An 18,295-nucleotide genomic window follows, 5' to 3' on the forward strand; every position below is an offset into this window, starting at 1 on the left:
GAAATGACGAAAGGCCCCGAAATGGGGCGCATCCAGTTCCTTTTCCGGGAGGACGATGGGGCGGTAGCGGAGATGACAACCAGAGTCAACCCCGCTCCCATTTTCTCATGATCATATGAGACGTCTTCGTCGCCGGCTTCGGCTTACGAACCGTCCAGCGCAGACTGAATAGCCATGGTGACCTCGTCGATATCCGCCATGCCATCCACAGGCTGCAGCATGCCCTTGGCATGATAATAACCGATCAGCGGCGCCGTCTCCTTGTAGTAGGCGCGAAGCCGCGTGCGCATTGTCTCGGCGTTGTCGTCGGCCCGTCGCTTGAATTCGGTCGAACCACAGGCATCACAGACGCCTTCCGTCTGCGGCTGTTTTTGCGTGTCGTGATAGACCGCGCCGCAATTGGCGCAGGTGAACCGGCCCGAAACACGCTCAACGAGCGCATCGTCTTCCACACGCAATTCGACGACGGCGTCGAGCGGCTTGTCCTTTTCCTGCAGCATCGCGTCCACGCGATCCGCCTGGGCCAACGTGCGCGGATAACCATCAAGGATAAATCCGTTCTGGCAGTCGGCCTCATCGAGGCGGTCGGACACGATCTGATTGACGATATCATCGGACACCAATTCGCCGGCGTCCATCACGGCCTTGGCGCGGCGGCCGACTTCCGTTCCCTGCTGAACGGCTGCGCGAAGCATGTCGCCCGTGGACAGTTGTGGAATGTCGTAGAGCTTGACCAGGCGCTGCGCCTGCGTGCCCTTGCCGGCGCCCGGCGGTCCTAGCAGAATTAATCTCATCGGCCCCTCTTGCCTCCCCGGAGCTTCGATTTCTTGATCAGGCCCTCATACTGATGCGCGATGAGATGCCCCTGAACCTGCGCCACGGTATCGAGCGTCACCGACACAACGATCAGAAGCGAAGTGCCGCCGAGATAGAACGGAACGCCGGTCGCCGATATGAGAAATTCGGGTAATAGACAGATCACCACAAGGTAGACCGCACCGATGAAGGTGATGCGGGTCAGGACATAATCGATGTAGTCGGCGGTGCGTTCGCCCGGACGGTAGCCGGGAATGAACCCGGAATGCTTCTTCAGCTGGTCGGCCGTATCCTTCGGATTGAAGACGATGGCGGTGTAGAAGAAGGCGAAGAAGGCGATCATGAAGGCATAGAGCGCCATGTAGATCGGCTGGCCGTGGCCGAGCGCCGCCAGGATCGGCGCCGCCCAAGAGGGCATGTTCTCCGTATTGGAGAAGCCTGCAAGAGTGGCCGGAAGCAGCAGAAGCGAAGACGCGAAGATCGGCGGAATAACGCCTGCCGTGTTCAGCTTCAGCGGCAAATGCGACGTATCGCCCTGGAACATACGGTTGCCGACCTGACGCTTCGGATACTGGATCAGAAGCCGCCGCTGGGCACGCTCGAAGAAGACGATTACGGCGATTACGACAATCGCAAGCACGATGATGGCCAGGATGATGCCCGTCGACAGCGCCCCGGTGCGGCCCAGCTCCAACGTGCCGCCGATGGCACTCGGTAGGCCGGCAACGATGCCGGAGAAGATGATGAGCGAAATGCCGTTGCCGATACCGCGCGCGGTGATCTGTTCGCCGAGCCACATCAGGAACATGGTGCCACCAACGAGAGTGACGACCGTCGACAGGCGGAAGAACCAGCCCGGATCGATAACAATGTTGTTGCCGCCCTCAAGGCCAATAGCGATTCCGTAGGCCTGGATCGTACCCAGCAGAACCGTGCCGTAACGCGTATACTGGTTGATGATCTTGCGGCCCTGCTCGCCTTCCTTCTTCAGCGCCTCGAGCGATGGGATGACGCTCGTCATCAACTGCACGATAATGGACGCCGAGATGTAAGGCATGATGCCGAGCGCGAAGATCGCCATGCGCTCCACCGCACCGCCGGCGAACATGTTGAACATGCCGAGGACACCGCCGGACTGCTGCTGGAACGCCTGCGCGAAGGCATCCGGATTGATGCCCGGCATCGGCACGAAGGTGCCGAAGCGATAGACCAGCAGAGCGCCCAGCGTGAACCAGAGGCGCTTCTTCAGATCTTCAGCCTTGGCGAAGGCGGAAAAGTTGAGATTGGATGCGAGCTGTTCTGCTGCAGATGCCATGGAAGTCCTCGGATCGTAACCGGTCGGGGCAATTCGCCTCGCCAATCGAAAATCGGCGCGCCGGGTGACGGAGATGATTGCGGGGTCCGAGATAAGCTGAGTGGCGCGATAGCGCAAGCGTCAGGACCGAGCCGTCCGCAAAAAGCGAAAGGGCCGCTCCCTTCTAGGAAGCGGCCCCACCGAACGCTTATTCGGCGATCTTTTCCCTGGGTTCCAGGAGCTTGACCGAACCGCCGGCCTTTTCGACCTTTTCAGCGGCGCTCTTCGTGGCGTAATTCACTTCGAGTGTCACGCCATCCTTGATTTCACCATTGCCGAGAAGGCGAACGCCATCCCGTTTGCGGCGAACAATGCCAGCCTTGACGAGCGTATCGATATCGACCGTAGCGCCCTTGTCCAGTTTGCCGGCATCGATAGCCTTCTGGATCCGCTCGACCGAGACTTCATTGAACGTCTTGGCGAAGATGTTGTTGAAGCCGCGCTTCGGCAGACGCCGGTAGATCGGCATCTGGCCGCCCTCGAAGCCCGCAACGGACACGCCCGAACGCGACTTCTGGCCCTTGACCCCGCGGCCGCCGGTCTTGCCGGTGCCCGAACCGATACCGCGCCCGACGCGCTTACGGTCCTTCACGGAGCCTTCCTTCGGAGAAAGATCGTTAAGTTTCATATTCTTACCCTCACTCGTCGTCCACGACACGCACAAGGTGGGAAACCTTGGCAATCATGCCCTGGACGGCCGGAGTGTTCTCCAGCTCGCGACGACGATGCATCTTGTTGAGACCCAGACCGACAAGCGTGGCCCGCTGGTCCTTGGAGCGGCGGATCGGGCTACCGATCTGCTCGACGGTGATCTTATCAGCCATGAGCTTCCTCCGTCACGCTGCTCTCCTCGGCCCGCGCGGTATCGATACGGCGAGACTGAAGCTCGGCATATTTGATGCCACGGGCGGCGGCGACATCCTTCGGATGCATCTGGTTCTTCAGAGCATCGAAGGTCGCGCGGATCATGTTGTACGGGTTCGACGTGCCGAGCGACTTGGCTACGACATCATGGATGCCGAGCGTCTCGAACACAGCGCGCATCGGGCCACCGGCGATAATCCCGGTACCCGGCTTGGCGGTGCGCAGCACGACCTTGCCGGCGCCATGACGGCCCTTGACGTCGTGATGGAGCGTACGGCCATCGCGCAGAGGCACGAAGATGAGATCGCGCTTGGCGCTTTCGGTCGCCTTGCGGATCGCTTCAGGCACTTCGCGCGCCTTGCCGTGACCGAAGCCGACCCGGCCCTTTTGATCGCCGACAACGACGAGGGCGGCGAAACCGAAACGGCGGCCACCTTTCACGACTTTGGCGACGCGGTTGATGTGAACGAGCTTGTCGACGAATTCGCTATCGCGGTCATCGCGATCGCGGCGGTCGTCCCTACGGTTCTGTGCCATGTTCCTATCCTTGTTCTTTTCCGGAAAACTGGCGATTGGGGTTTCCAATGGATCGGCCGCCACTTCGTTTTCACGAAGCAGCGGCGGCCGGTCCTTACAGCAATTCAGAAGGTGAGACCACCCTCTCGGGCCGCTTCGGCGAGTGCCTTGACGCGACCGTGATAAATGTACGGACCGCGGTCAAAAACGACTTCGGTCACGCCTGCTTCCTTGGCGCGCTCAGCGATCAGCTTGCCGACATTGGCGGCCGCATCGACATTGGCGCCGGAGGTGCTGCGCAGATCGGTGTCGAGCGTCGAAGCCGCGGCCAGCGTATGGCCTTTCACGTCGTCGATCACCTGGGCATAGATGTTCTGGCCCGAGCGATAGATCGAAAGACGGGGGCGGCCATTGGCAACCTGGCGCAGCTTCTTGCGGACGCGGAAAGCGCGTTTCTGGACGGGAGTCTTGTGAGCCATGATCTTCCGTTCCTTACTTCTTCTTGCCTTCTTTGCGGACAATCCGCTCTTCGGCATATTTCACGCCCTTGCCCTTATAGGGCTCCGGCGGACGGTATTCGCGGATCTTCGCTGCAGCTTCGCCGACAACCTGCTTGTCGATGCCCGAGACCGTAATCTCTGTAGGCTTGGGCACGGTGACGGTGACGCCTTCCGGCGGCACGAAGACGACTTCGTGGCTAAAGCCAAGCGACAGTTGCAGATCACTGCCACGCATGGCTGCACGATAACCAACGCCGTTGATCTCCAGCTTGCGCTCGAAACCGTTTTTGACGCCTTCCATGATATTGGCGATCATGGTGCGGCTCATGCCCCACTTGGAGCGAGCGTCCTTGCTGTCGTCACGCGGTTCGATGGCGATCGCGCCATCTTCCATCGCCACGGACACTTCTTCGCCAAGGGTGAATTCGAGTTCACCCTTCGGGCCCTTGGCCTTGACAGTCTGACCGTCGACGGTGGCGGTTACGCCATCCGGCACGGGGACCGGTTTTTTACCGATACGAGACATGATCGTATCCCTGTTCTATCGTTTCCGTTGGGCCCGGCTTAGAATATCTGACAGAGAACTTCTCCGCCGACATTCTGTTCACGAGCCGAGTGGTCCGCCAACACGCCGCGAGGCGTGGACAGGATGGAAATGCCCAGGCCATTGGCGACCTGCGGAATATTCTTCACAGAAGCATAAACCCGACGGCCCGGCTTGCTCACCCGCTCGATCTTGCGGATGACCGGCTGGCCTTCGTAATACTTCAATTCGATCTCGATGTCGGAACGGCCATTCTCATATTCGGTGACGGCGTAGTCACGAATATAGCCTTCGTCCTTAAGGACATCGAGAACGCGGGCCCGCAGCTTGGAGCCCGGCGTCGAGACGGAATTCTTTCGGCGCAGAGTCGCATTGCGGATGCGGGTCAGCATATCGCCAAGAGGATCATTCACAGACATGCCAATGCTCCCTTACCAGCTGGACTTTTTGAGGCCCGGAATCAGGCCAATGGAACCGAGGTCGCGCAGTGCGATACGGCTCATGTTGAGCTTGCGATAGTAAGCGCGCGGACGACCCGTCACACCGCAGCGATTGCGGATGCGGTTCTTGGCCGAATTGCGCGGCAGGGCCGCAAGCTGCAACTGCGCGGTGAAGCGCTCGTCCAGCGGGGCGGACCGGTCCATGACGATCTTCTTCAGCGCGGCCCGCTTGCCGGCGTATTTCTTCGTCAGCGCGCGGCGCTTTTCGTTTTTCTCAACAGCAGAGACTTTTGCCATTCCAGGCTCCTTTTCGCTTGCCGTTACTGCCGGAAGGGGAAGTTGAAGCCACGCAGCAGTTCACGTGCCTCATCATCCGTCTTGGCGGTCGTGCAGACGATGATGTCCATGCCCCAGATCTGGTCGACCTTGTCGTAATTGATCTCGGGGAAGACGATATGCTCCTTCAGACCCATGGCGAAGTTGCCACGGCCATCGAAGCTCTTGGGGTTCAGGCCGCGAAAGTCGCGAACGCGCGGCAGCGCGATCGTGATAAGGCGATCCAGGAACTCATACATGCGGTCACGGCGAAGGGTCACCTTCGCGCCGATCGGCATGCCTTCGCGGACCTTGAATCCAGCGATGGAATTGCGAGCACGGGTCACCACCGGCTTCTGACCGGCGATCATCGCCAGATCCTCGGCGGCAACGGTCGGCTTTTTGGAATCTGCCGTCGCTTCACCGACGCCCATATTCAGCACGATCTTCTCGAGCCGGGGCACCTGGTGCATGTTGGTGTAACCGAACTGCTCGGTCATGAGACCGCGAATCGAGTCATCATACTGAGACTTCAGCCGCGGCGTGTAATTTGCCTCAGCCATCGATCACTTCTCCCGAGCTCTTGGCAATGCGGACCTTCTTGCCGTCACGGACTTCGAAGCCAACGCGCGTCGGCTTTCCGTCCTTGTCAGCAAGGGCCAGGTTGGACAAATGGATCGCCGCTTCCTTTGCGACGATGCCGGCTTCCTGCGTCTGTGTCTGACGCTGGTGGCGCTTGATCATGTTGATGCCGCGCACCTTGGCGCGATCATCTTTCGGCATGACCTCCAGGACTTCGCCAGTACGGCCCTTGTCCTTACCGGTCAGCACCACGACCTTGTCGCCTTTGCGAATCTTTTGCATGGTCCGTTCTCCTCAGAGCACTTCCGGAGCCAGCGAAATGATCTTCATATGGCTCTTGGCGCGCAATTCGCGCGGAACCGGTCCGAAGATACGGGTGCCGACGGGCTCTTTTTTGTTATCGACCAGAACGGCTGCGTTCTTGTCGAAGCGGATGACGCTGCCGTCCGCGCGACGGATGTCCTTGGCCGTGCGAACCACGACCGCCTTCATCACATCGCCCTTCTTGACGCGGCCGCGCGGAATGGCTTCCTTAACGGAGACGACAATGATGTCGCCCACAGAAGCGTATTTCCGCTTGGAGCCGCCCAGCACCTTGATGCACTGGACCCGGCGAGCGCCCGAATTGTCGGCGACGTCGAGGTTAGTCTGCATCTGAATCATGACTGACCGCCTTCAAATTTACGGGAGCCGGGCGGGACCGCCCTGCCCCCTTGCGATTAAAATTCTCGTTACGTGACCCGATGTCCGATCAGGCCGTCTGAGCGTCGGTAACGACGACCCAGTTCTTGTCCTTCGAAATCGGGCGGCTCTCCTGGATCGACACGCGGTCTCCAACCTTACAGGCATTGGACTCGTCGTGCGCCTTGTACTTCTTGGTCGAGCGGACCGTCTTCTTGAACAATGGATGGGTGAAGCGGCGCTCGACGCGAACGACGACCGTCTTGTCGTTCTTGTCGGACACCACGGTGCCCTGAAGGATGCGCTTCGGCATATCTCTCAGCCCTTGTTTTCGGCCGCCTTCTGGCGGGCAATGGTTTGAATGCGGGCGATGTCGCGACGCACAATGCGCACGCGATCGGTTTTCTCCAGCTGGCCGCTGGCGGCCTGGAAGCGCAGGTTGAACTGCTCTTTCTTCAGCTCAGCCAGCTTGTCATTCAGCTGGTCGGGGCTCATCGCCCGGACGTCGGCGGCTTTCATGGCCTTCTTCCTCTTATTCGGCGATGCGCTGCACGAAGCGCGTCTTGACCGGCAGCTTAGCCGCTCCGAGACGCAGCGCTTCGCGCGCAACTTCTTCATTAACGCCGTCGATCTCGAACATGATCCGGCCCGGTGCGACGCGAGCGGCCCAATAGTCGACGGAGCCCTTACCCTTACCCATGCGCACTTCCGTCGGCTTCGACGTGACGGGCAGATCCGGGAAAATCCGGATCCAAACGCGGCCCTGGCGCTTCATGTGGCGGGTAATGGCACGGCGAGCAGCTTCGATCTGACGCGCGGTCACGCGCTCAGGCTCAGTCGCCTTGATGCCGTAGGAGCCGAAATTCAGCGCCGTGCCGCCTTTGGCACGGTTGCTGATACGGCCTTTGAACTGTTTACGATACTTCGTGCGCTTCGGCTGCAGCATCGGTATTTACTCCAATCGTTCAGCGGGGCGCCGTTCAGGCGTTCTCGCGGCGGCGGCCACCGCCACCCTTGTTGTCACCTTCGGCAGCGCGGCGCTCGGAAGCCATCGGATCGTGCTCAAGGATTTCACCCTTGAAAATCCAGACTTTCACGCCGCAAATGCCATAAGCGGTCTCTGCTTCAGCCGTGCCGTAATCGACATCGGCACGCAGCGTATGAAGCGGCACACGCCCTTCGCGGTACCATTCTGTCCGCGCAATTTCGGCACCGCCGAGACGGCCGCCGCAATTGATACGGATGCCCTGCGCGCCAAGGCGCATGGCGCTCTGGACGGCGCGCTTCATGGCCCGGCGAAACGCGACACGGCGCTCCAGCTGCTGGGCGATCGACTGCGCGACCAGGGTCGCATCCACTTCGGGCTTGCGTACCTCAACGATGTTCAGATGAACTTCGCTATCCGTCATTTCCGACAGTTTGCGGCGCAGCTTTTCAATATCCGCACCCTTCTTGCCGATGATTAGGCCGGGGCGTGCCGCATGAATGGTGATGCGGCACTTCTTGTGCGGACGCTCGATCACGATTTTGGAAACGGCAGCCTGCTTCAGCTCCTTCTCAAGATAGGTCCGGATCTTGATATCCTCGTGGAGGAGCTGCGCATATTCACCAGAAGCGGCGAACCAGCGGCTGTCCCACGTCTTGTTGATGCCGAGGCGAAGCCCGACTGGATTGATCTTGTGACCCATCAGGCCGTCTCCTCTTCGACTTCGCGCACGACGATCGTCAGATGCGCGAAAGGCTTCTCAATCCGGCTGGCGCGGCCGCGGCCACGGGCATGAAAACGCTTCATGACGATCGACTTGCCGACGAAAGCCTCGGCAACGATCAACGAATCGACGTCCAGATCGTGATTGTTCTCGGCATTGGCGATGGCGCTTTCCAGCGTCTTCTTTACCGTGCCAGCAATGCGTTTACGCGAAAATTCGAGATCCGCAACCGCTGTCTGCGCCTTCTTGCCGCGAATCATGGCAGCAACAAGGTTGAGCTTCTGCGGGCTGACGCGAATGGTGCGCGTTACCGCCCTTGCCTCATTGTCCGCCAGGCGGCGTGGGGCCTTGGCCTTACCCATGATTACTTCCTTCTCGCCTTCTTGTCGGCGCCGTGGCCGTAATAGGTCCGCGTCGGCGAGAATTCGCCGAGCTTGTGGCCGACCATGTCCTCGGACACGGAGACCGGAATATGCTTCTGGCCGTTATAGACGCCGAAGGTGAGGCCGACGAACTGCGGCAGGATCGTGGAGCGACGGCTCCACGTCTTGATCACCTCGTTACGGCCACCTTCACGAACCTTGTCGGCTTTCTTCAGGAGGTAGCCGTCGACGAACGGGCCTTTCCAGACTGAACGGGTCACTAGGCTGCCCTTCCCTTATTTCTTACGCGCATGGCGCGAACGCATGATGTATTTGTCGGTCTGCTTGTTGGACCGGGTGCGCTTGCCCTTGGTCGGCTTGCCCCAAGGGGTCACCGGATGGCGACCGCCGGAGGTCCGGCCTTCACCACCGCCGTGCGGATGGTCGACCGGGTTCATCACGACGCCACGAACATGCGGGGTCTTACCGAGCCAGCGCTTGCGGCCCGCCTTGCCGAGATTGATATTGGCGTGGTCCGGATTGGAGACCGCACCGACCGTCGCCAGGCAAGCGCCGTGAACGAGGCGCTGCTCGCCGGAGTTGAGGCGCAGGATCGCCATGCCGGCATCGCGGCCGACAAGCTGTGCGTATGCGCCAGCCGAGCGTGCGATCTGACCGCCCTTGCCGACCTTCATCTCCACATTGTGGACGATGGTGCCGACCGGCATCCGTTCCAACGGCATCGTATTGCCCGGCTTGACGTCGATCGCCTTGCCGGAGGCCATCACCTTGTCGCCGGAAGCCAGACGCTGCGGTGCAAGAATGTAGGACAGTTCACCATCCTCATAGCGGATGAGCGCGATGAAGGCGGTGCGGTTCGGATCATATTCAAGACGCTCGACCGTCGCTTCCACGTCGAACTTGCGACGCTTGAAGTCGATGCGGCGATAGGTCCGCTTGTGACCGCCACCGATGTAGCGGGCCGTGATCCGGCCATGATTGTTGCGGCCGCCGCTCTTGGTCAGGCCTTCGGTCAGCGCCTTGACGGGCTTGCCCTTATGCAGGCCGTCCCGATTGACCAGCACCAGCTGGCGCAGGCTCGGCGTGACCGGATTGAATGTCTTCAGTGCCATTGTCTATCCGTCCTTCCGGCTCGCTCTAGAGGCCGCTCGTGACATCGATGGACTGGCCGTCCTCGAGCGTCACGATGGCCTTCTTGACGTCGCTCTGACGACCGATGCGGCCGCGGAAGCGCTTAACCTTGCCCTTGCGGACAAGCGTGTTCACACCGGTGACCTTGACGCCGAAGAGTGTTTCGACGGCCGCCTTGATTTCCGGCTTCGTGGCGGTCTTGGCAACGTTGAAGACCACCTGGTTGTTCTCCGACGCCATGGTCGACTTCTCGGTGATGACCGGGCTGACGATGATGTCGTAATGGCTGAGATCGCTCATTTGAACCGCTCCTCGAGAGCTTCGACCGCCGCGCGGGAAAGGACCAGCTTTCCGCGACGCAGAATGTCGTAAACATTGATGCCCTGGACCGGCAGCACATCCACATGCGGAATGTTCGAAGCAGCGCGGGCAAAACCCTGATCGACTTCCGATCCACCGATGAAGAGCGCGTCGGCGATGCCGAGCTTGTCGAACGAGCCGAGCAGCGCCTTCGTCTTGGCTTCCGACACCTTCAACTCGTCGACGACGATCAGGCTGTCGCTCTTGGCCTTGGCCGAAAGGGCGTGCTTCAGGCCGAGGGCGCGAACCTTCTTCGGCAGATCGTGCGCATGGCTGCGAACGACCGGGCCGTGCGCCTTGCCGCCGCCGCGGAACTGCGGTGCGCGGGCCGAAGAGTGACGGGCGCGCCCCGTGCCCTTCTGGCGGTACATCTTGGCGCCGGTACGCGAAATCTCGCTACGCTGCAGCGCCTTATGCGTGCCCTGCTGCTTCTTGGCGCGCTGCCAGCGGACGACGCGATAGAGAATGTCGTCGCGCGGCTCCAGACCGAAGATCGCATCGTCGAGCGAAATCGTGCCGGATTCGTCACCGGCCATGGTGTTGACCTTAACGTCCATCATTCCGCTCCTTCGGTGGCCGGGGCTTCAGCCTCGGCCTCGGTTGCAGAACCGTTGCTGTTGCTACGGATCGCAGCCGGCTTCGGCGCATTGTCGGGAAGAGTGCTCTTGACCGCATCGCGCACTTCGATCCAGGCGCCCTTGGAGCCCGGAACGGCGCCGCGAACCAGGATCAGGCCGCGATCGACATCGGTCGAGACGATCTGTAGGTTCTGCGTGGTCACGCGGGTCTGGCCCATATGACCGGCCATCTTCTTGTTCTTGAAGACCTTGCCCGGATCCTGACACTGCCCGGTCGAACCGTGCGCGCGGTGGCTGACTGAGTTACCGTGGGTCGCACGGCCGCCGCCGAAATTGTGGCGCTTCATGACGCCGGCAAAACCCTTACCGATCGTGACGCCGGAGACGTCGACCATCTGACCGGGCACGAAATGCTCGGCGGTGATCTCCGCGCCAATATCGATCATATTATCTTCGGACACGCGGAATTCGCAGAGCTTGGCCTTCGGCTCGACGGAAACCTGCGCGAACTGGCCCCGCTGGGCCTTCGCCACATTCTTCACCTTACGAAAGCCAACACCGAGCTGCACGGCGCTGTACCCGTTTCTATCAGCGGTGCGCTGCGCGACAACCTGACAGTTTTCCATGCGGAGAACCGTCACCGGCACATGCTCGCCCGCATCGTTATAGACGCGGGTCATGCCCAGCTTCTGTGCAATGACACCTGAACGCATCGGTTCAATCCTTACATTCTCTCGCGAGCCAGCTTTTCGTTCGCTGTTCGCGGCTTCGTTTCAGAGGACTGTCATTGGACAGTCATGAAAGCTCCTTAGAGCTTGATCTCGACGTCCACACCGGCGGCCAGATCGAGTTTCATCAGCGCATCGACGGTCTGAGGAGTCGGGTCGACAATGTCGAGAAGGCGCTTATGCGTGCGCATCTCGAACTGTTCGCGGCTCTTCTTGTCGATGTGCGGACCACGGTTCACCGTGAATTTCTCGATCCGCGTAGGCAGTGGGATCGGTCCCCGCACATTGGCGCCGGTCCGCTTGGCCGTCGACACGATTTCGCGCGTCGACGTGTCCAGAATGCGGTGATCGAACGCCTTGAGGCGGATCCTGATGTTCTGTCCGTTCATGGAAGACATTCCTTATTCGAAAGGACAATGGGCGGACGATCCGCCCATTGTCGAAACGAGGCTTATTCTGTGATTGCTGCGACGATGCCGGCGCCGACGGTGCGGCCGCCTTCGCGGATGGCGAAGCGCAGCTTCTCTTCCATGGCGATCGGAACGATCAGTTCCACATCCACCGTCACATTGTCGCCCGGCATCACCATCTCGGTGCCTTCCGGGAGCGTCACGATGCCCGTCACATCCGTCGTGCGGAAATAGAACTGCGGACGGTAGTTCGTGAAGAACGGCGTATGACGGCCGCCCTCTTCCTTGGTCAGGATGTAGGCCTCGGCCTTGAACTTCTTGTGCGGCTTGACCGAGCCCGGCTTGGCCAGAACCTGGCCGCGCTCCACGCCCTCGCGGTCGATGCCGCGCAGCAGCGCGCCGATATTGTCGCCCGCTTCGCCACGGTCCAGAAGCTTGCGGAACATCTCAACGCCCGTGCAGGTCGTCTTCGTGGTGTCGCGAATGCCCACGATCTCAAGCTCGTCGCCGACATTGACCACGCCGCGCTCCACGCGACCCGTCACGACCGTGCCGCGGCCCGAAATGGAGAACACATCCTCGATCGGCATCAGGAAGGGCTGATCGATCGGACGATCCGGCGTCGGAATGTAGGCGTCCACTTCCTTCATCAGTTCGCGAACCGCATCCTCGCCGATCTCCTTGTTGCTGTCGTTCAGCGCCGCAAGCGCCGAGCCCTTGACGATCGGAATGTCGTCGCCCGGGAACTCGTAGCTCGACAGAAGCTCGCGCACTTCCATCTCCACCAGCTCAAGAAGCTCCTCATCGTCGACCTGGTCGACCTTGTTCAGGAACACCACGATCGCCGGAACGCCAACCTGGCGGGCCAGAAGAATGTGCTCGCGGGTCTGCGGCATCGGACCGTCCGCCGCCGAGCAGACCAGGATCGCGCCGTCCATCTGCGCCGCACCCGTGATCATGTTCTTCACATAGTCGGCGTGGCCAGGGCAGTCCACATGGGCGTAGTGACGGCTCTCCGTCTCATACTCAACATGGGCCGTCGAAATCGTGATGCCGCGCGCACGCTCTTCCGGCGCACCGTCAATCTCGTCATAGGCCTTGAAATCACCGAAATACTTCGTGATCGCCGCCGTCAGAGACGTCTTGCCGTGGTCAACGTGACCAATCGTGCCAATGTTCACATGCGGCTTGTTGCGCTCAAACTTACCCTTTGCCATCGTAGGCCTCCATTCTTAGTCTCTGGCCGCTCTGCGGCTGAATTCAGTTGTTCGTTCCGGTTCTTAAGACGCGTATTTCGCCTGGATTTCCTGGGCGACGTTCGACGGCACCGGTTCGTAATGATCGAAATGCATGGTGTACTGCGCACGCCCCTGCGTCGAAGAGCGCAGGCTGTCGACATATTTGAACATGTTGGCGAGCGGCACATAAGCGTTGATGACCTGGACGATACCACGGCTCTCGGTGCCCTGGATCTGGCCGCGGCGGCTGTTCAGGTCGCCGATAACATCGCCCATATAATCTTCCGGCGTGACAACCTCGACCTTCATGATCGGTTCCAGAAGCTGAGCGCCAGCCTTTTGGGCGCCTTCGCGGAATGCGGCGCGCGCCGCGATCTCGAAGGCCAGAACCGAGGAGTCGACGTCATGGTAGGCGCCGTCCGTCAGCGTGGCTTTCACACCCAGCATCGGGAAGCCGGCCACCGGACCGGAGGACAGCACGCTTTCGATGCCCTTCTGGACGCCCGGAATGTACTCCTTCGGCACGTTACCGCCGACGATCTTAGATTCGAAGACGAAGTCCTCGCCTTCCGGGTTCGGCTCGAAGGTGATCTTGACGCGAGCGAACTGGCCCGAACCACCGGACTGCTTCTTATGGGTGTAGTCGATATCGGCCGGACGGGTGATCGTCTCGCGATAGGCCACCTGCGGCGCACCGATATTGGCTTCCACCTTGAACTCGCGCTTCATGCGGTCGACCAGAATGTCGAGATGAAGCTCGCCCATGCCGGCGATGATCGTCTGGCCGCTTTCCTCGTCGCTCTTGACGCGGAAGGACGGATCCTCGGCCGCCAGGCGGTTGAGCGCGATGCCCATCTTTTCCTGGTCGCCCTTGGTCTTCGGCTCGATCGCGATCTGGATAACCGGATCGGGAAATTCCATGCGCTCCAGAATGACCGGCTTGAGCGGATCGCAGAGCGTGTCGCCCGTGGTCGTGTCCTTCAGACCGGCAAGCGCGACGATGTCGCCAGCATAAGCCACTTCAATATCTTCACGGCTGTTGGAATGCATCTGCAGCATGCGGCCGATGCGCTCGCGGTTTTCCTTGACCGTATTCATCACGCCGGTGCCCTTGTTGAGGACACCCGAATAGATACGGGCGAAGGTGAGCGAGCCAACGAAGGGGTCGTTCATGATCTTGAAGGCGAGCATGGACAGCGGCTCGTCATCAGACGATTTGCGGGTTGTCTCGCCTTCCGTCTTCGGATCTATGCCCTTGATGGCAGGCACTTCGACCGGCGACGGCAGATAATCCACGACGGCGTTGAGCAGCGGCTGAACGCCCTTGTTCTTGAACGCGGTGCCGCACATCATCGGGAAGAATTTCACTTCCAGCGTACCCTTGCGGATCAGTTCGCGAATGGTGTCGTTGTCCGGCATCTCGCCTTCGAGATACTTTTCCGTCCACTCATCATCGATCTCGCAAGCCGACTCGATGAGCATTTCGCGATACTCTTCAGCCTGAGCCTGCAGGTCGGCAGGAATGTCGACGACATCCCATTCCGCGCCCAGATTCTCGGACTTCCAGACCAGGGCTTTCATCTCGATCAGATCGACCACCCCGGCGAACTCGTTCTCAGCGCCAATCGGCAGCTGAAGGACTACGGCCTTCGCACCGAGCCGCGAGCCGACCATCTCGACGCAGCGGAAGAAGTCGGCGCCGGTCTTGTCCATCTTGTTTGCGAAGATCATGCGCGGGACATGATACTTGTCAGCCTGACGCCAGACCGTCTCGGTCTGGGGCTCCACGCCGGCATTGGCGTCGAGCAGTGCGACCGCACCGTCGAGGACACGCAGCGAACGCTCGACCTCAATGGTGAAATCGACGTGTCCGGGGGTATCGATAATGTTGAAGCGGCGCTTCTTACCGTCGCGCCCCTCCCAGAAGGTGGTCGTCGCAGCGGAGGTGATTGTGATACCGCGCTCCTGCTCCTGCTCCATCCAGTCCATCGTCGCGGCGCCGTCATGGACTTCGCCGATCTTGTGGGACTTGCCGGTGTAGAAGAGGATCCGCTCGGTCATCGTCGTCTTGCCGGCGTCGATATGCGCCATGATGCCGAAGTTGCGGTAGTCTTCGATTTTATATTCGCGGGTCATGATCGACCTCCGTCAATTCCGTTCGGCGTTACCAGCGATAGTGCGAGAAGGCGCGGTTGGCTTCCGCCATCCGGTGTGTGTCTTCGCGCTTCTTAACGGCCGAGCCGCGATTGTTCGCCGCATCCATCAGTTCGCCCGAAAGACGGTCGACCATGGTGGTTTCGTTGCGGCCGCGCGCTGCGCTGATCAGCCAGCGGATCGCCAGTGCCTGACGACGTTCCGTCCGCACCTCGACCGGCACCTGATAAGTGGCGCCACCGACACGACGCGAGCGGACTTCGAGATGCGGCGCGACATTGTCGAGCGCTTCATGGAAGAGGGCCAGCGGATCGGCCTTGGATTTCTGTTCCACCTGATCGAAGGCACCATAGACGATGCGCTCGGCGGCGGACTTCTTGCCATCATACATGATGGCGTTCATGAACTTGGTCACGACAAGATCGCCGAACTTCGGGTCCGGATTGATCTCTCGCTTTTCTGCGCGGTGACGACGGGACATCGCTTTTCCTGTCTCTCAAACCTCGAAGAGACGTCCGCAGCCGAACGCCCTTCCATCAAACTTCTTACTTCGGACGCTTGGCGCCGTATTTCGAACGACGCTGCTTGCGGTCCTTCACGCCCTGGGTATCGAGCACACCACGAATGATGTGGTAGCGCACACCCGGAAGGTCCTTCACGCGGCCGCCGCGGATCATGACAACGGAGTGCTCCTGAAGGTTATGGCCCTCACCGGGGATATAACCGATCACTTCGTAACCATTGGTCAGGCGTATCTTCGCAACCTTGCGAAGAGCCGAGTTCGGCTTCTTCGGGGTCGTGGTATAGACGCGGGTGCAAACACCGCGCTTCTGCGGATTCTGCTCCATGGCCGGCACTTTGTTGCGCTTGACTGGCGCTTTGCGCGGCTTGCGGATCAGCTGGTTAATGGTCGGCATTTCACCTTCCCTATTCCAAATTCTGTGTCTGTCGCCCCTCTTCAAGGGCCGGTTCAAGCAGTCATCAACGTGCACGAACGAGGCCCGAACCGCGTGTCATACACACGGCCTGCCTCGAAAACGCAGAGGAAAGGGATGGCTATCCAACCCCTTCTTGCAACACGAAAATGTCTTCGCTCGCTGTTCGAACCCTGTTTGAGGCTTAACTTCGCTAACGAGTCGTTTGCGAAAACCGACCTCACATCGGCTCAGACGAAGGCGCATTTAGCCGGTGCCCCGGGCCAAGTCAACAGTCGGCAATGAGGAAATTCCAAGGCAAAGAGCCCTGTCAGCCCCTTCGTCGGTCCTAATATGGTCAGCTTGAAGCGCCTGCCTATATAGCAAGCGAATGCCGCCCAACCGATTTTTCAAAATAGGCCAAGGATATCAGATAGATGGATGAAAATACCAAAGGCAATGTCCAGATCATAACGGGAAAGGTCTGGCGCGAGAAGGAACAGCCGGCGGAACGCATCCATATTCTTGTTTCCGCGCCTGACGACGACACCGCCGTGCAACTTGCCGCGCAGTCGCTACAGAAGGAGGGATTCGCGGAAGTCGAGTTCGAACAGATCGGCGAGATTCTCGAAGAGCCGGACGAAGAACCTCACGCTTCGGCCTATCAGGGTGCGCTTGAGGGCGAAGTCTCCATCATTATCGTCGACGGCGATGACGATTAGGCGAATCGCAATGAAGAAACACGATCGACGGGCATGAGTCGCCAGGCCGGGAAGCGCTGAACAGCCAGTTACCTGCCCTGCCCCATAACATCGCAAAGGCGATCAATGGTACGTCGAACTTCCGGGCGGTTGCGGTCGTCCTGGTGCGTGACCATCCACCGGTCATGGGCAAGGTCGGGTATGGTGGCGCCGGTGCGTTGCAGCCCTGTCTCGGAATCGCCGACGAAGGTCGGCAGAATCGCAACGCCCCTGCCCGCCAGCGCCAGGTCGAGACTGTTGCGCGGAGAACTCACTTCGCAAACGGCATCCTTATCCACCCTCTTTTCCAGCCACCGCGCGGACGGCGTATCGGCAAGCACCTTGATCCATCGGTCTGGTGCACCGGGGCAGGCATAGGGCGCGAACTCGACGCGTGAAAGCTTTCGCGCGGCCAGTCCCTCCTCGCTCGGCCGCCGATTGCGGAAGCCGATGACCGCCTCGCGGCGCGGAATATCGAGAACCGTTTCGGTCGAGAGAAAGCGCAGACGGACGTCGGCGGGCGCGCCTGTGATCTGCTCGAAATGTCGCAGGATGGCCAAGGTGGTCCATGTACCCGCTGAGATCTTTACCAAAGGCCGCTCGTCACGCTCCGCTCTCTCTGACACCCGAAGAAGGCGGGCTTCGACATCCTTCAATTGGCCCAGCAACTCTTCCGCTGCTGCGGTGAGGGCGTAGCCGCGCTCATGGCGGACGAACAATTCCCGACCCATTGCCTGTTCGAGAGCAAGCATTCGGCGGCCCAGTGTCGCCGGACTTCGGCCAGTCTTCCGCGCTGCCGGCGACAGGCCTCCTTCCCTCGCCACCGCCAGAAAGAGCTGCAGATCGTTCCAATCGACGTTCGTTTCATTCATGAAATGACCCGTTCGGATTGTTCTATTTCGTGCAGGTCAGCCAGCCATTAAGTTCGTTGCAGGTCAAGCGGCGAGAACAAGTCGGCGCAACGGCTCAGTTCGTAACTGCATGACTGATCCAGCGAACACCAAGGAGACAATCATGAGCGTTCACCCGCCTCTCCAGGCGCCGGACGGCGTGCCGTTTCCACATGCGAAGCGCAGCAAGGCGCTGCTGGCGGAGGACGCCTTCTACCAGATGCATGGCGGGCGCGGATCCCAGGCTCTATACCGGCTTGTCGATCTCGCGTCGTGCACCGTCGAACGGCCAATCCGTTCGACGGCATCGCTCAAGCGTGCCGGCGAACTGCTTCTCAAGCCTCTTCGTTTCCTTTTGCTCCGACGGGAGTGAGAGCGGGGAAGCCGACAACGATCCGTAACCTGCCGATCAATGGCGCGCGGTTCTGCCGATCGGTAAGCCATCCGA

30 protein-coding genes are annotated in these 18,295 nt (G+C 60.3%); 2 read left to right on the forward strand and 28 right to left on the reverse strand.

Features of this window, described 5'->3' with window-relative positions; all coding sequences use genetic code 11:
* Positions 1 to 143 precede the first annotated feature (143 nt).
* From B7H23_RS13105 to rpsL, 27 genes are all read right to left on the reverse strand, one after another.
* The gene (locus tag B7H23_RS13105) at positions 144 to 794 is read right to left on the reverse strand and encodes an adenylate kinase (RefSeq protein WP_094077917.1); all 651 of its coding nucleotides are present in this window, start codon (positions 792 to 794) and stop codon (positions 144 to 146) included.
* Positions 791 to 2,131, reverse strand: a complete 1,341-nt coding sequence (secY, locus tag B7H23_RS13110; RefSeq protein WP_094077918.1) for a preprotein translocase subunit SecY — start codon at positions 2,129 to 2,131, stop codon at positions 791 to 793. Before secY ends, B7H23_RS13105 begins: the two co-directional genes overlap by 4 nt.
* Before the next feature lie 187 nt (positions 2,132 to 2,318).
* Positions 2,319 to 2,798, reverse strand: coding sequence for a 50S ribosomal protein L15 (gene rplO / locus B7H23_RS13115; RefSeq protein ID WP_094077919.1), 480 nt, complete (start codon positions 2,796 to 2,798; stop codon positions 2,319 to 2,321).
* A 10-nt stretch (positions 2,799 to 2,808) separates the two neighbouring features.
* On the reverse strand, positions 2,809 to 2,994 hold the full coding sequence (rpmD, locus tag B7H23_RS13120; RefSeq protein ID WP_094077920.1) for a 50S ribosomal protein L30: 186 nt from the start codon (positions 2,992 to 2,994) through the stop codon (positions 2,809 to 2,811).
* Entirely contained in the window at positions 2,987 to 3,571 is a 585-nt protein-coding gene (gene rpsE / locus B7H23_RS13125; RefSeq protein ID WP_094078382.1) for a 30S ribosomal protein S5, read from the reverse strand. Before rpsE ends, rpmD begins: the two co-directional genes overlap by 8 nt.
* Before the next feature lie 104 nt (positions 3,572 to 3,675).
* On the reverse strand, positions 3,676 to 4,029 hold the full coding sequence (gene rplR, locus B7H23_RS13130; protein WP_094077921.1) for a 50S ribosomal protein L18: 354 nt from the start codon (positions 4,027 to 4,029) through the stop codon (positions 3,676 to 3,678).
* A 13-nt stretch (positions 4,030 to 4,042) separates the two neighbouring features.
* Positions 4,043 to 4,576, reverse strand: coding sequence for a 50S ribosomal protein L6 (rplF, locus tag B7H23_RS13135; protein WP_094077922.1), 534 nt, complete (start codon positions 4,574 to 4,576; stop codon positions 4,043 to 4,045).
* Between the two features lie 38 nt (positions 4,577 to 4,614).
* The gene (gene rpsH / locus B7H23_RS13140; RefSeq protein ID WP_094077923.1) at positions 4,615 to 5,013 is read right to left on the reverse strand and encodes a 30S ribosomal protein S8; all 399 of its coding nucleotides are present in this window, start codon (positions 5,011 to 5,013) and stop codon (positions 4,615 to 4,617) included.
* A 12-nt stretch (positions 5,014 to 5,025) separates the two neighbouring features.
* The gene (gene rpsN / locus B7H23_RS13145; RefSeq protein ID WP_094077924.1) at positions 5,026 to 5,331 is read right to left on the reverse strand and encodes a 30S ribosomal protein S14; all 306 of its coding nucleotides are present in this window, start codon (positions 5,329 to 5,331) and stop codon (positions 5,026 to 5,028) included.
* A 23-nt stretch (positions 5,332 to 5,354) separates the two neighbouring features.
* Positions 5,355 to 5,912 carry a 50S ribosomal protein L5 gene (rplE, locus tag B7H23_RS13150; RefSeq protein WP_094077925.1) on the reverse strand — a complete coding sequence of 186 codons (558 nt, stop codon included), beginning with the start codon at positions 5,910 to 5,912 and terminating at the stop codon, positions 5,355 to 5,357.
* Positions 5,905 to 6,213 (reverse strand): 50S ribosomal protein L24, encoded by a 309-nt coding sequence (rplX, locus tag B7H23_RS13155; protein ID WP_094077926.1) that lies wholly within the window; start codon positions 6,211 to 6,213, stop codon positions 5,905 to 5,907. The genes rplE and rplX overlap by 8 nt, the downstream gene beginning before the upstream one ends.
* 12 nt (positions 6,214 to 6,225) lie before the next feature.
* A complete protein-coding gene (gene rplN / locus B7H23_RS13160) occupies positions 6,226 to 6,594 on the reverse strand; it encodes a 50S ribosomal protein L14 (protein ID WP_094077927.1) in 369 nt (122 codons plus the stop codon).
* Between the two features lie 88 nt (positions 6,595 to 6,682).
* Positions 6,683 to 6,925, reverse strand: a complete 243-nt coding sequence (rpsQ, locus tag B7H23_RS13165) for a 30S ribosomal protein S17 (protein ID WP_094077928.1) — start codon at positions 6,923 to 6,925, stop codon at positions 6,683 to 6,685.
* A 5-nt stretch (positions 6,926 to 6,930) separates the two neighbouring features.
* Complete coding sequence (gene rpmC, locus B7H23_RS13170; RefSeq protein ID WP_094077929.1) at positions 6,931 to 7,131, reverse strand: 50S ribosomal protein L29; 201 nt, start codon at positions 7,129 to 7,131, stop codon at positions 6,931 to 6,933.
* A 13-nt stretch (positions 7,132 to 7,144) separates the two neighbouring features.
* The gene (gene rplP, locus B7H23_RS13175) at positions 7,145 to 7,558 is read right to left on the reverse strand and encodes a 50S ribosomal protein L16 (RefSeq protein ID WP_094077930.1); all 414 of its coding nucleotides are present in this window, start codon (positions 7,556 to 7,558) and stop codon (positions 7,145 to 7,147) included.
* A 34-nt stretch (positions 7,559 to 7,592) separates the two neighbouring features.
* The gene (rpsC, locus tag B7H23_RS13180; protein WP_094077931.1) at positions 7,593 to 8,300 is read right to left on the reverse strand and encodes a 30S ribosomal protein S3; all 708 of its coding nucleotides are present in this window, start codon (positions 8,298 to 8,300) and stop codon (positions 7,593 to 7,595) included.
* Positions 8,300 to 8,683, reverse strand: coding sequence for a 50S ribosomal protein L22 (rplV, locus tag B7H23_RS13185; protein WP_094077932.1), 384 nt, complete (start codon positions 8,681 to 8,683; stop codon positions 8,300 to 8,302). The genes rpsC and rplV overlap by 1 nt, the downstream gene beginning before the upstream one ends.
* Positions 8,684 to 8,685: 2 nt before the next feature.
* Positions 8,686 to 8,964 carry a 30S ribosomal protein S19 gene (rpsS, locus tag B7H23_RS13190; protein WP_094077933.1) on the reverse strand — a complete coding sequence of 93 codons (279 nt, stop codon included), beginning with the start codon at positions 8,962 to 8,964 and terminating at the stop codon, positions 8,686 to 8,688.
* A gap of 15 nt (positions 8,965 to 8,979) precedes the next feature.
* Positions 8,980 to 9,816 carry a 50S ribosomal protein L2 gene (rplB, locus tag B7H23_RS13195; RefSeq protein WP_094077934.1) on the reverse strand — a complete coding sequence of 279 codons (837 nt, stop codon included), beginning with the start codon at positions 9,814 to 9,816 and terminating at the stop codon, positions 8,980 to 8,982.
* A 25-nt stretch (positions 9,817 to 9,841) separates the two neighbouring features.
* Positions 9,842 to 10,135: a 50S ribosomal protein L23 gene (locus tag B7H23_RS13200; RefSeq protein WP_094077935.1), complete on the reverse strand. Its 294-nt coding sequence runs from the start codon at positions 10,133 to 10,135 to the stop codon at positions 9,842 to 9,844.
* Complete coding sequence (gene rplD, locus B7H23_RS13205; protein ID WP_094078383.1) at positions 10,132 to 10,752, reverse strand: 50S ribosomal protein L4; 621 nt, start codon at positions 10,750 to 10,752, stop codon at positions 10,132 to 10,134. Before rplD ends, B7H23_RS13200 begins: the two co-directional genes overlap by 4 nt.
* Positions 10,752 to 11,486: a 50S ribosomal protein L3 gene (rplC, locus tag B7H23_RS13210; protein ID WP_094077936.1), complete on the reverse strand. Its 735-nt coding sequence runs from the start codon at positions 11,484 to 11,486 to the stop codon at positions 10,752 to 10,754. The genes rplD and rplC overlap by 1 nt, the downstream gene beginning before the upstream one ends.
* 95 nt (positions 11,487 to 11,581) lie before the next feature.
* Entirely contained in the window at positions 11,582 to 11,890 is a 309-nt protein-coding gene (rpsJ, locus tag B7H23_RS13215; RefSeq protein ID WP_094078384.1) for a 30S ribosomal protein S10, read from the reverse strand.
* 62 nt (positions 11,891 to 11,952) lie between these two features.
* Positions 11,953 to 13,128: an elongation factor Tu gene (gene tuf, locus B7H23_RS13220; RefSeq protein ID WP_094077937.1), complete on the reverse strand. Its 1,176-nt coding sequence runs from the start codon at positions 13,126 to 13,128 to the stop codon at positions 11,953 to 11,955.
* 63 nt (positions 13,129 to 13,191) lie between these two features.
* Entirely contained in the window at positions 13,192 to 15,285 is a 2,094-nt protein-coding gene (fusA, locus tag B7H23_RS13225; protein ID WP_094077938.1) for an elongation factor G, read from the reverse strand.
* A 28-nt stretch (positions 15,286 to 15,313) separates the two neighbouring features.
* Entirely contained in the window at positions 15,314 to 15,784 is a 471-nt protein-coding gene (rpsG, locus tag B7H23_RS13230; RefSeq protein ID WP_094077939.1) for a 30S ribosomal protein S7, read from the reverse strand.
* A gap of 64 nt (positions 15,785 to 15,848) precedes the next feature.
* Entirely contained in the window at positions 15,849 to 16,220 is a 372-nt protein-coding gene (rpsL, locus tag B7H23_RS13235; protein ID WP_094077940.1) for a 30S ribosomal protein S12, read from the reverse strand.
* Between the two features lie 434 nt (positions 16,221 to 16,654).
* On the opposite strand from rpsL, the gene B7H23_RS13240 reads away from it, so the two are divergent.
* A complete protein-coding gene (locus B7H23_RS13240; protein WP_094077941.1) occupies positions 16,655 to 16,939 on the forward strand; it encodes a transcriptional regulator in 285 nt (94 codons plus the stop codon).
* A gap of 68 nt (positions 16,940 to 17,007) precedes the next feature.
* Here B7H23_RS13240 and B7H23_RS13245 read toward each other — a convergent pair whose 3' ends face one another.
* Positions 17,008 to 17,829 (reverse strand): LysR family transcriptional regulator, encoded by an 822-nt coding sequence (locus tag B7H23_RS13245; RefSeq protein WP_094077942.1) that lies wholly within the window; start codon positions 17,827 to 17,829, stop codon positions 17,008 to 17,010.
* Between the two features lie 142 nt (positions 17,830 to 17,971).
* Between B7H23_RS13245 and B7H23_RS13250 the strand changes: the two genes are divergently transcribed.
* Positions 17,972 to 18,220 carry a hypothetical protein gene (locus tag B7H23_RS13250; protein ID WP_094077943.1) on the forward strand — a complete coding sequence of 83 codons (249 nt, stop codon included), beginning with the start codon at positions 17,972 to 17,974 and terminating at the stop codon, positions 18,218 to 18,220.
* Positions 18,221 to 18,295 lie beyond the last annotated feature (75 nt).

Source organism: Notoacmeibacter marinus (genome assembly GCF_002238045.1).
GTDB classification, from domain to species: Bacteria; Pseudomonadota; Alphaproteobacteria; order Rhizobiales; family Rhizobiaceae; genus Notoacmeibacter; species Notoacmeibacter marinus.

What these genes read in the sequence shown, in the direction of transcription:
- rpsL (WP_094077940.1), bottom strand. Translation starts at nt 16,220, where the DNA reads ATGCCGACCATTAACCAGCTGATCCGCAAGCCGCGCAAAGCGCCAGTC.
- B7H23_RS13105 (WP_094077917.1), bottom strand. Translation starts at nt 794, where the DNA reads ATGAGATTAATTCTGCTAGGACCGCCGGGCGCCGGCAAGGGCACGCAG.
- rplR (WP_094077921.1), bottom strand. Translation starts at nt 4,029, where the DNA reads ATGGCTCACAAGACTCCCGTCCAGAAACGCGCTTTCCGCGTCCGCAAG.
- rplX (WP_094077926.1), bottom strand. Translation starts at nt 6,213, where the DNA reads ATGCAAAAGATTCGCAAAGGCGACAAGGTCGTGGTGCTGACCGGTAAG.
- rplD (WP_094078383.1), bottom strand. Translation starts at nt 10,752, where the DNA reads ATGGACGTTAAGGTCAACACCATGGCCGGTGACGAATCCGGCACGATT.
- B7H23_RS13250 (WP_094077943.1), top strand. Translation starts at nt 17,972, where the DNA reads ATGAGCGTTCACCCGCCTCTCCAGGCGCCGGACGGCGTGCCGTTTCCA.
- rplC (WP_094077936.1), bottom strand. Translation starts at nt 11,486, where the DNA reads ATGCGTTCAGGTGTCATTGCACAGAAGCTGGGCATGACCCGCGTCTAT.
- rpsE (WP_094078382.1), bottom strand. Translation starts at nt 3,571, where the DNA reads ATGGCACAGAACCGTAGGGACGACCGCCGCGATCGCGATGACCGCGAT.
- rpsQ (WP_094077928.1), bottom strand. Translation starts at nt 6,925, where the DNA reads ATGCCGAAGCGCATCCTTCAGGGCACCGTGGTGTCCGACAAGAACGAC.
- rplN (WP_094077927.1), bottom strand. Translation starts at nt 6,594, where the DNA reads ATGATTCAGATGCAGACTAACCTCGACGTCGCCGACAATTCGGGCGCT.
- fusA (WP_094077938.1), bottom strand. Translation starts at nt 15,285, where the DNA reads ATGACCCGCGAATATAAAATCGAAGACTACCGCAACTTCGGCATCATG.
- rpsH (WP_094077923.1), bottom strand. Translation starts at nt 5,013, where the DNA reads ATGTCTGTGAATGATCCTCTTGGCGATATGCTGACCCGCATCCGCAAT.
- rplE (WP_094077925.1), bottom strand. Translation starts at nt 5,912, where the DNA reads ATGGCTGAGGCAAATTACACGCCGCGGCTGAAGTCTCAGTATGATGAC.
- rpmD (WP_094077920.1), bottom strand. Translation starts at nt 2,994, where the DNA reads ATGGCTGATAAGATCACCGTCGAGCAGATCGGTAGCCCGATCCGCCGC.
- B7H23_RS13240 (WP_094077941.1), top strand. Translation starts at nt 16,655, where the DNA reads ATGGATGAAAATACCAAAGGCAATGTCCAGATCATAACGGGAAAGGTC.
- rplV (WP_094077932.1), bottom strand. Translation starts at nt 8,683, where the DNA reads ATGGGTAAGGCCAAGGCCCCACGCCGCCTGGCGGACAATGAGGCAAGG.
- rpsC (WP_094077931.1), bottom strand. Translation starts at nt 8,300, where the DNA reads ATGGGTCACAAGATCAATCCAGTCGGGCTTCGCCTCGGCATCAACAAG.
- rplB (WP_094077934.1), bottom strand. Translation starts at nt 9,816, where the DNA reads ATGGCACTGAAGACATTCAATCCGGTCACGCCGAGCCTGCGCCAGCTG.
- rpmC (WP_094077929.1), bottom strand. Translation starts at nt 7,131, where the DNA reads ATGAAAGCCGCCGACGTCCGGGCGATGAGCCCCGACCAGCTGAATGAC.
- rplP (WP_094077930.1), bottom strand. Translation starts at nt 7,558, where the DNA reads ATGCTGCAGCCGAAGCGCACGAAGTATCGTAAACAGTTCAAAGGCCGT.
- B7H23_RS13245 (WP_094077942.1), bottom strand. Translation starts at nt 17,829, where the DNA reads ATGAATGAAACGAACGTCGATTGGAACGATCTGCAGCTCTTTCTGGCG.
- rpsG (WP_094077939.1), bottom strand. Translation starts at nt 15,784, where the DNA reads ATGTCCCGTCGTCACCGCGCAGAAAAGCGAGAGATCAATCCGGACCCG.
- rpsN (WP_094077924.1), bottom strand. Translation starts at nt 5,331, where the DNA reads ATGGCAAAAGTCTCTGCTGTTGAGAAAAACGAAAAGCGCCGCGCGCTG.
- secY (WP_094077918.1), bottom strand. Translation starts at nt 2,131, where the DNA reads ATGGCATCTGCAGCAGAACAGCTCGCATCCAATCTCAACTTTTCCGCC.
- rpsJ (WP_094078384.1), bottom strand. Translation starts at nt 11,890, where the DNA reads ATGAACGGACAGAACATCAGGATCCGCCTCAAGGCGTTCGATCACCGC.
- tuf (WP_094077937.1), bottom strand. Translation starts at nt 13,128, where the DNA reads ATGGCAAAGGGTAAGTTTGAGCGCAACAAGCCGCATGTGAACATTGGC.
- rplF (WP_094077922.1), bottom strand. Translation starts at nt 4,576, where the DNA reads ATGTCTCGTATCGGTAAAAAACCGGTCCCCGTGCCGGATGGCGTAACC.
- B7H23_RS13200 (WP_094077935.1), bottom strand. Translation starts at nt 10,135, where the DNA reads ATGAGCGATCTCAGCCATTACGACATCATCGTCAGCCCGGTCATCACC.
- rplO (WP_094077919.1), bottom strand. Translation starts at nt 2,798, where the DNA reads ATGAAACTTAACGATCTTTCTCCGAAGGAAGGCTCCGTGAAGGACCGT.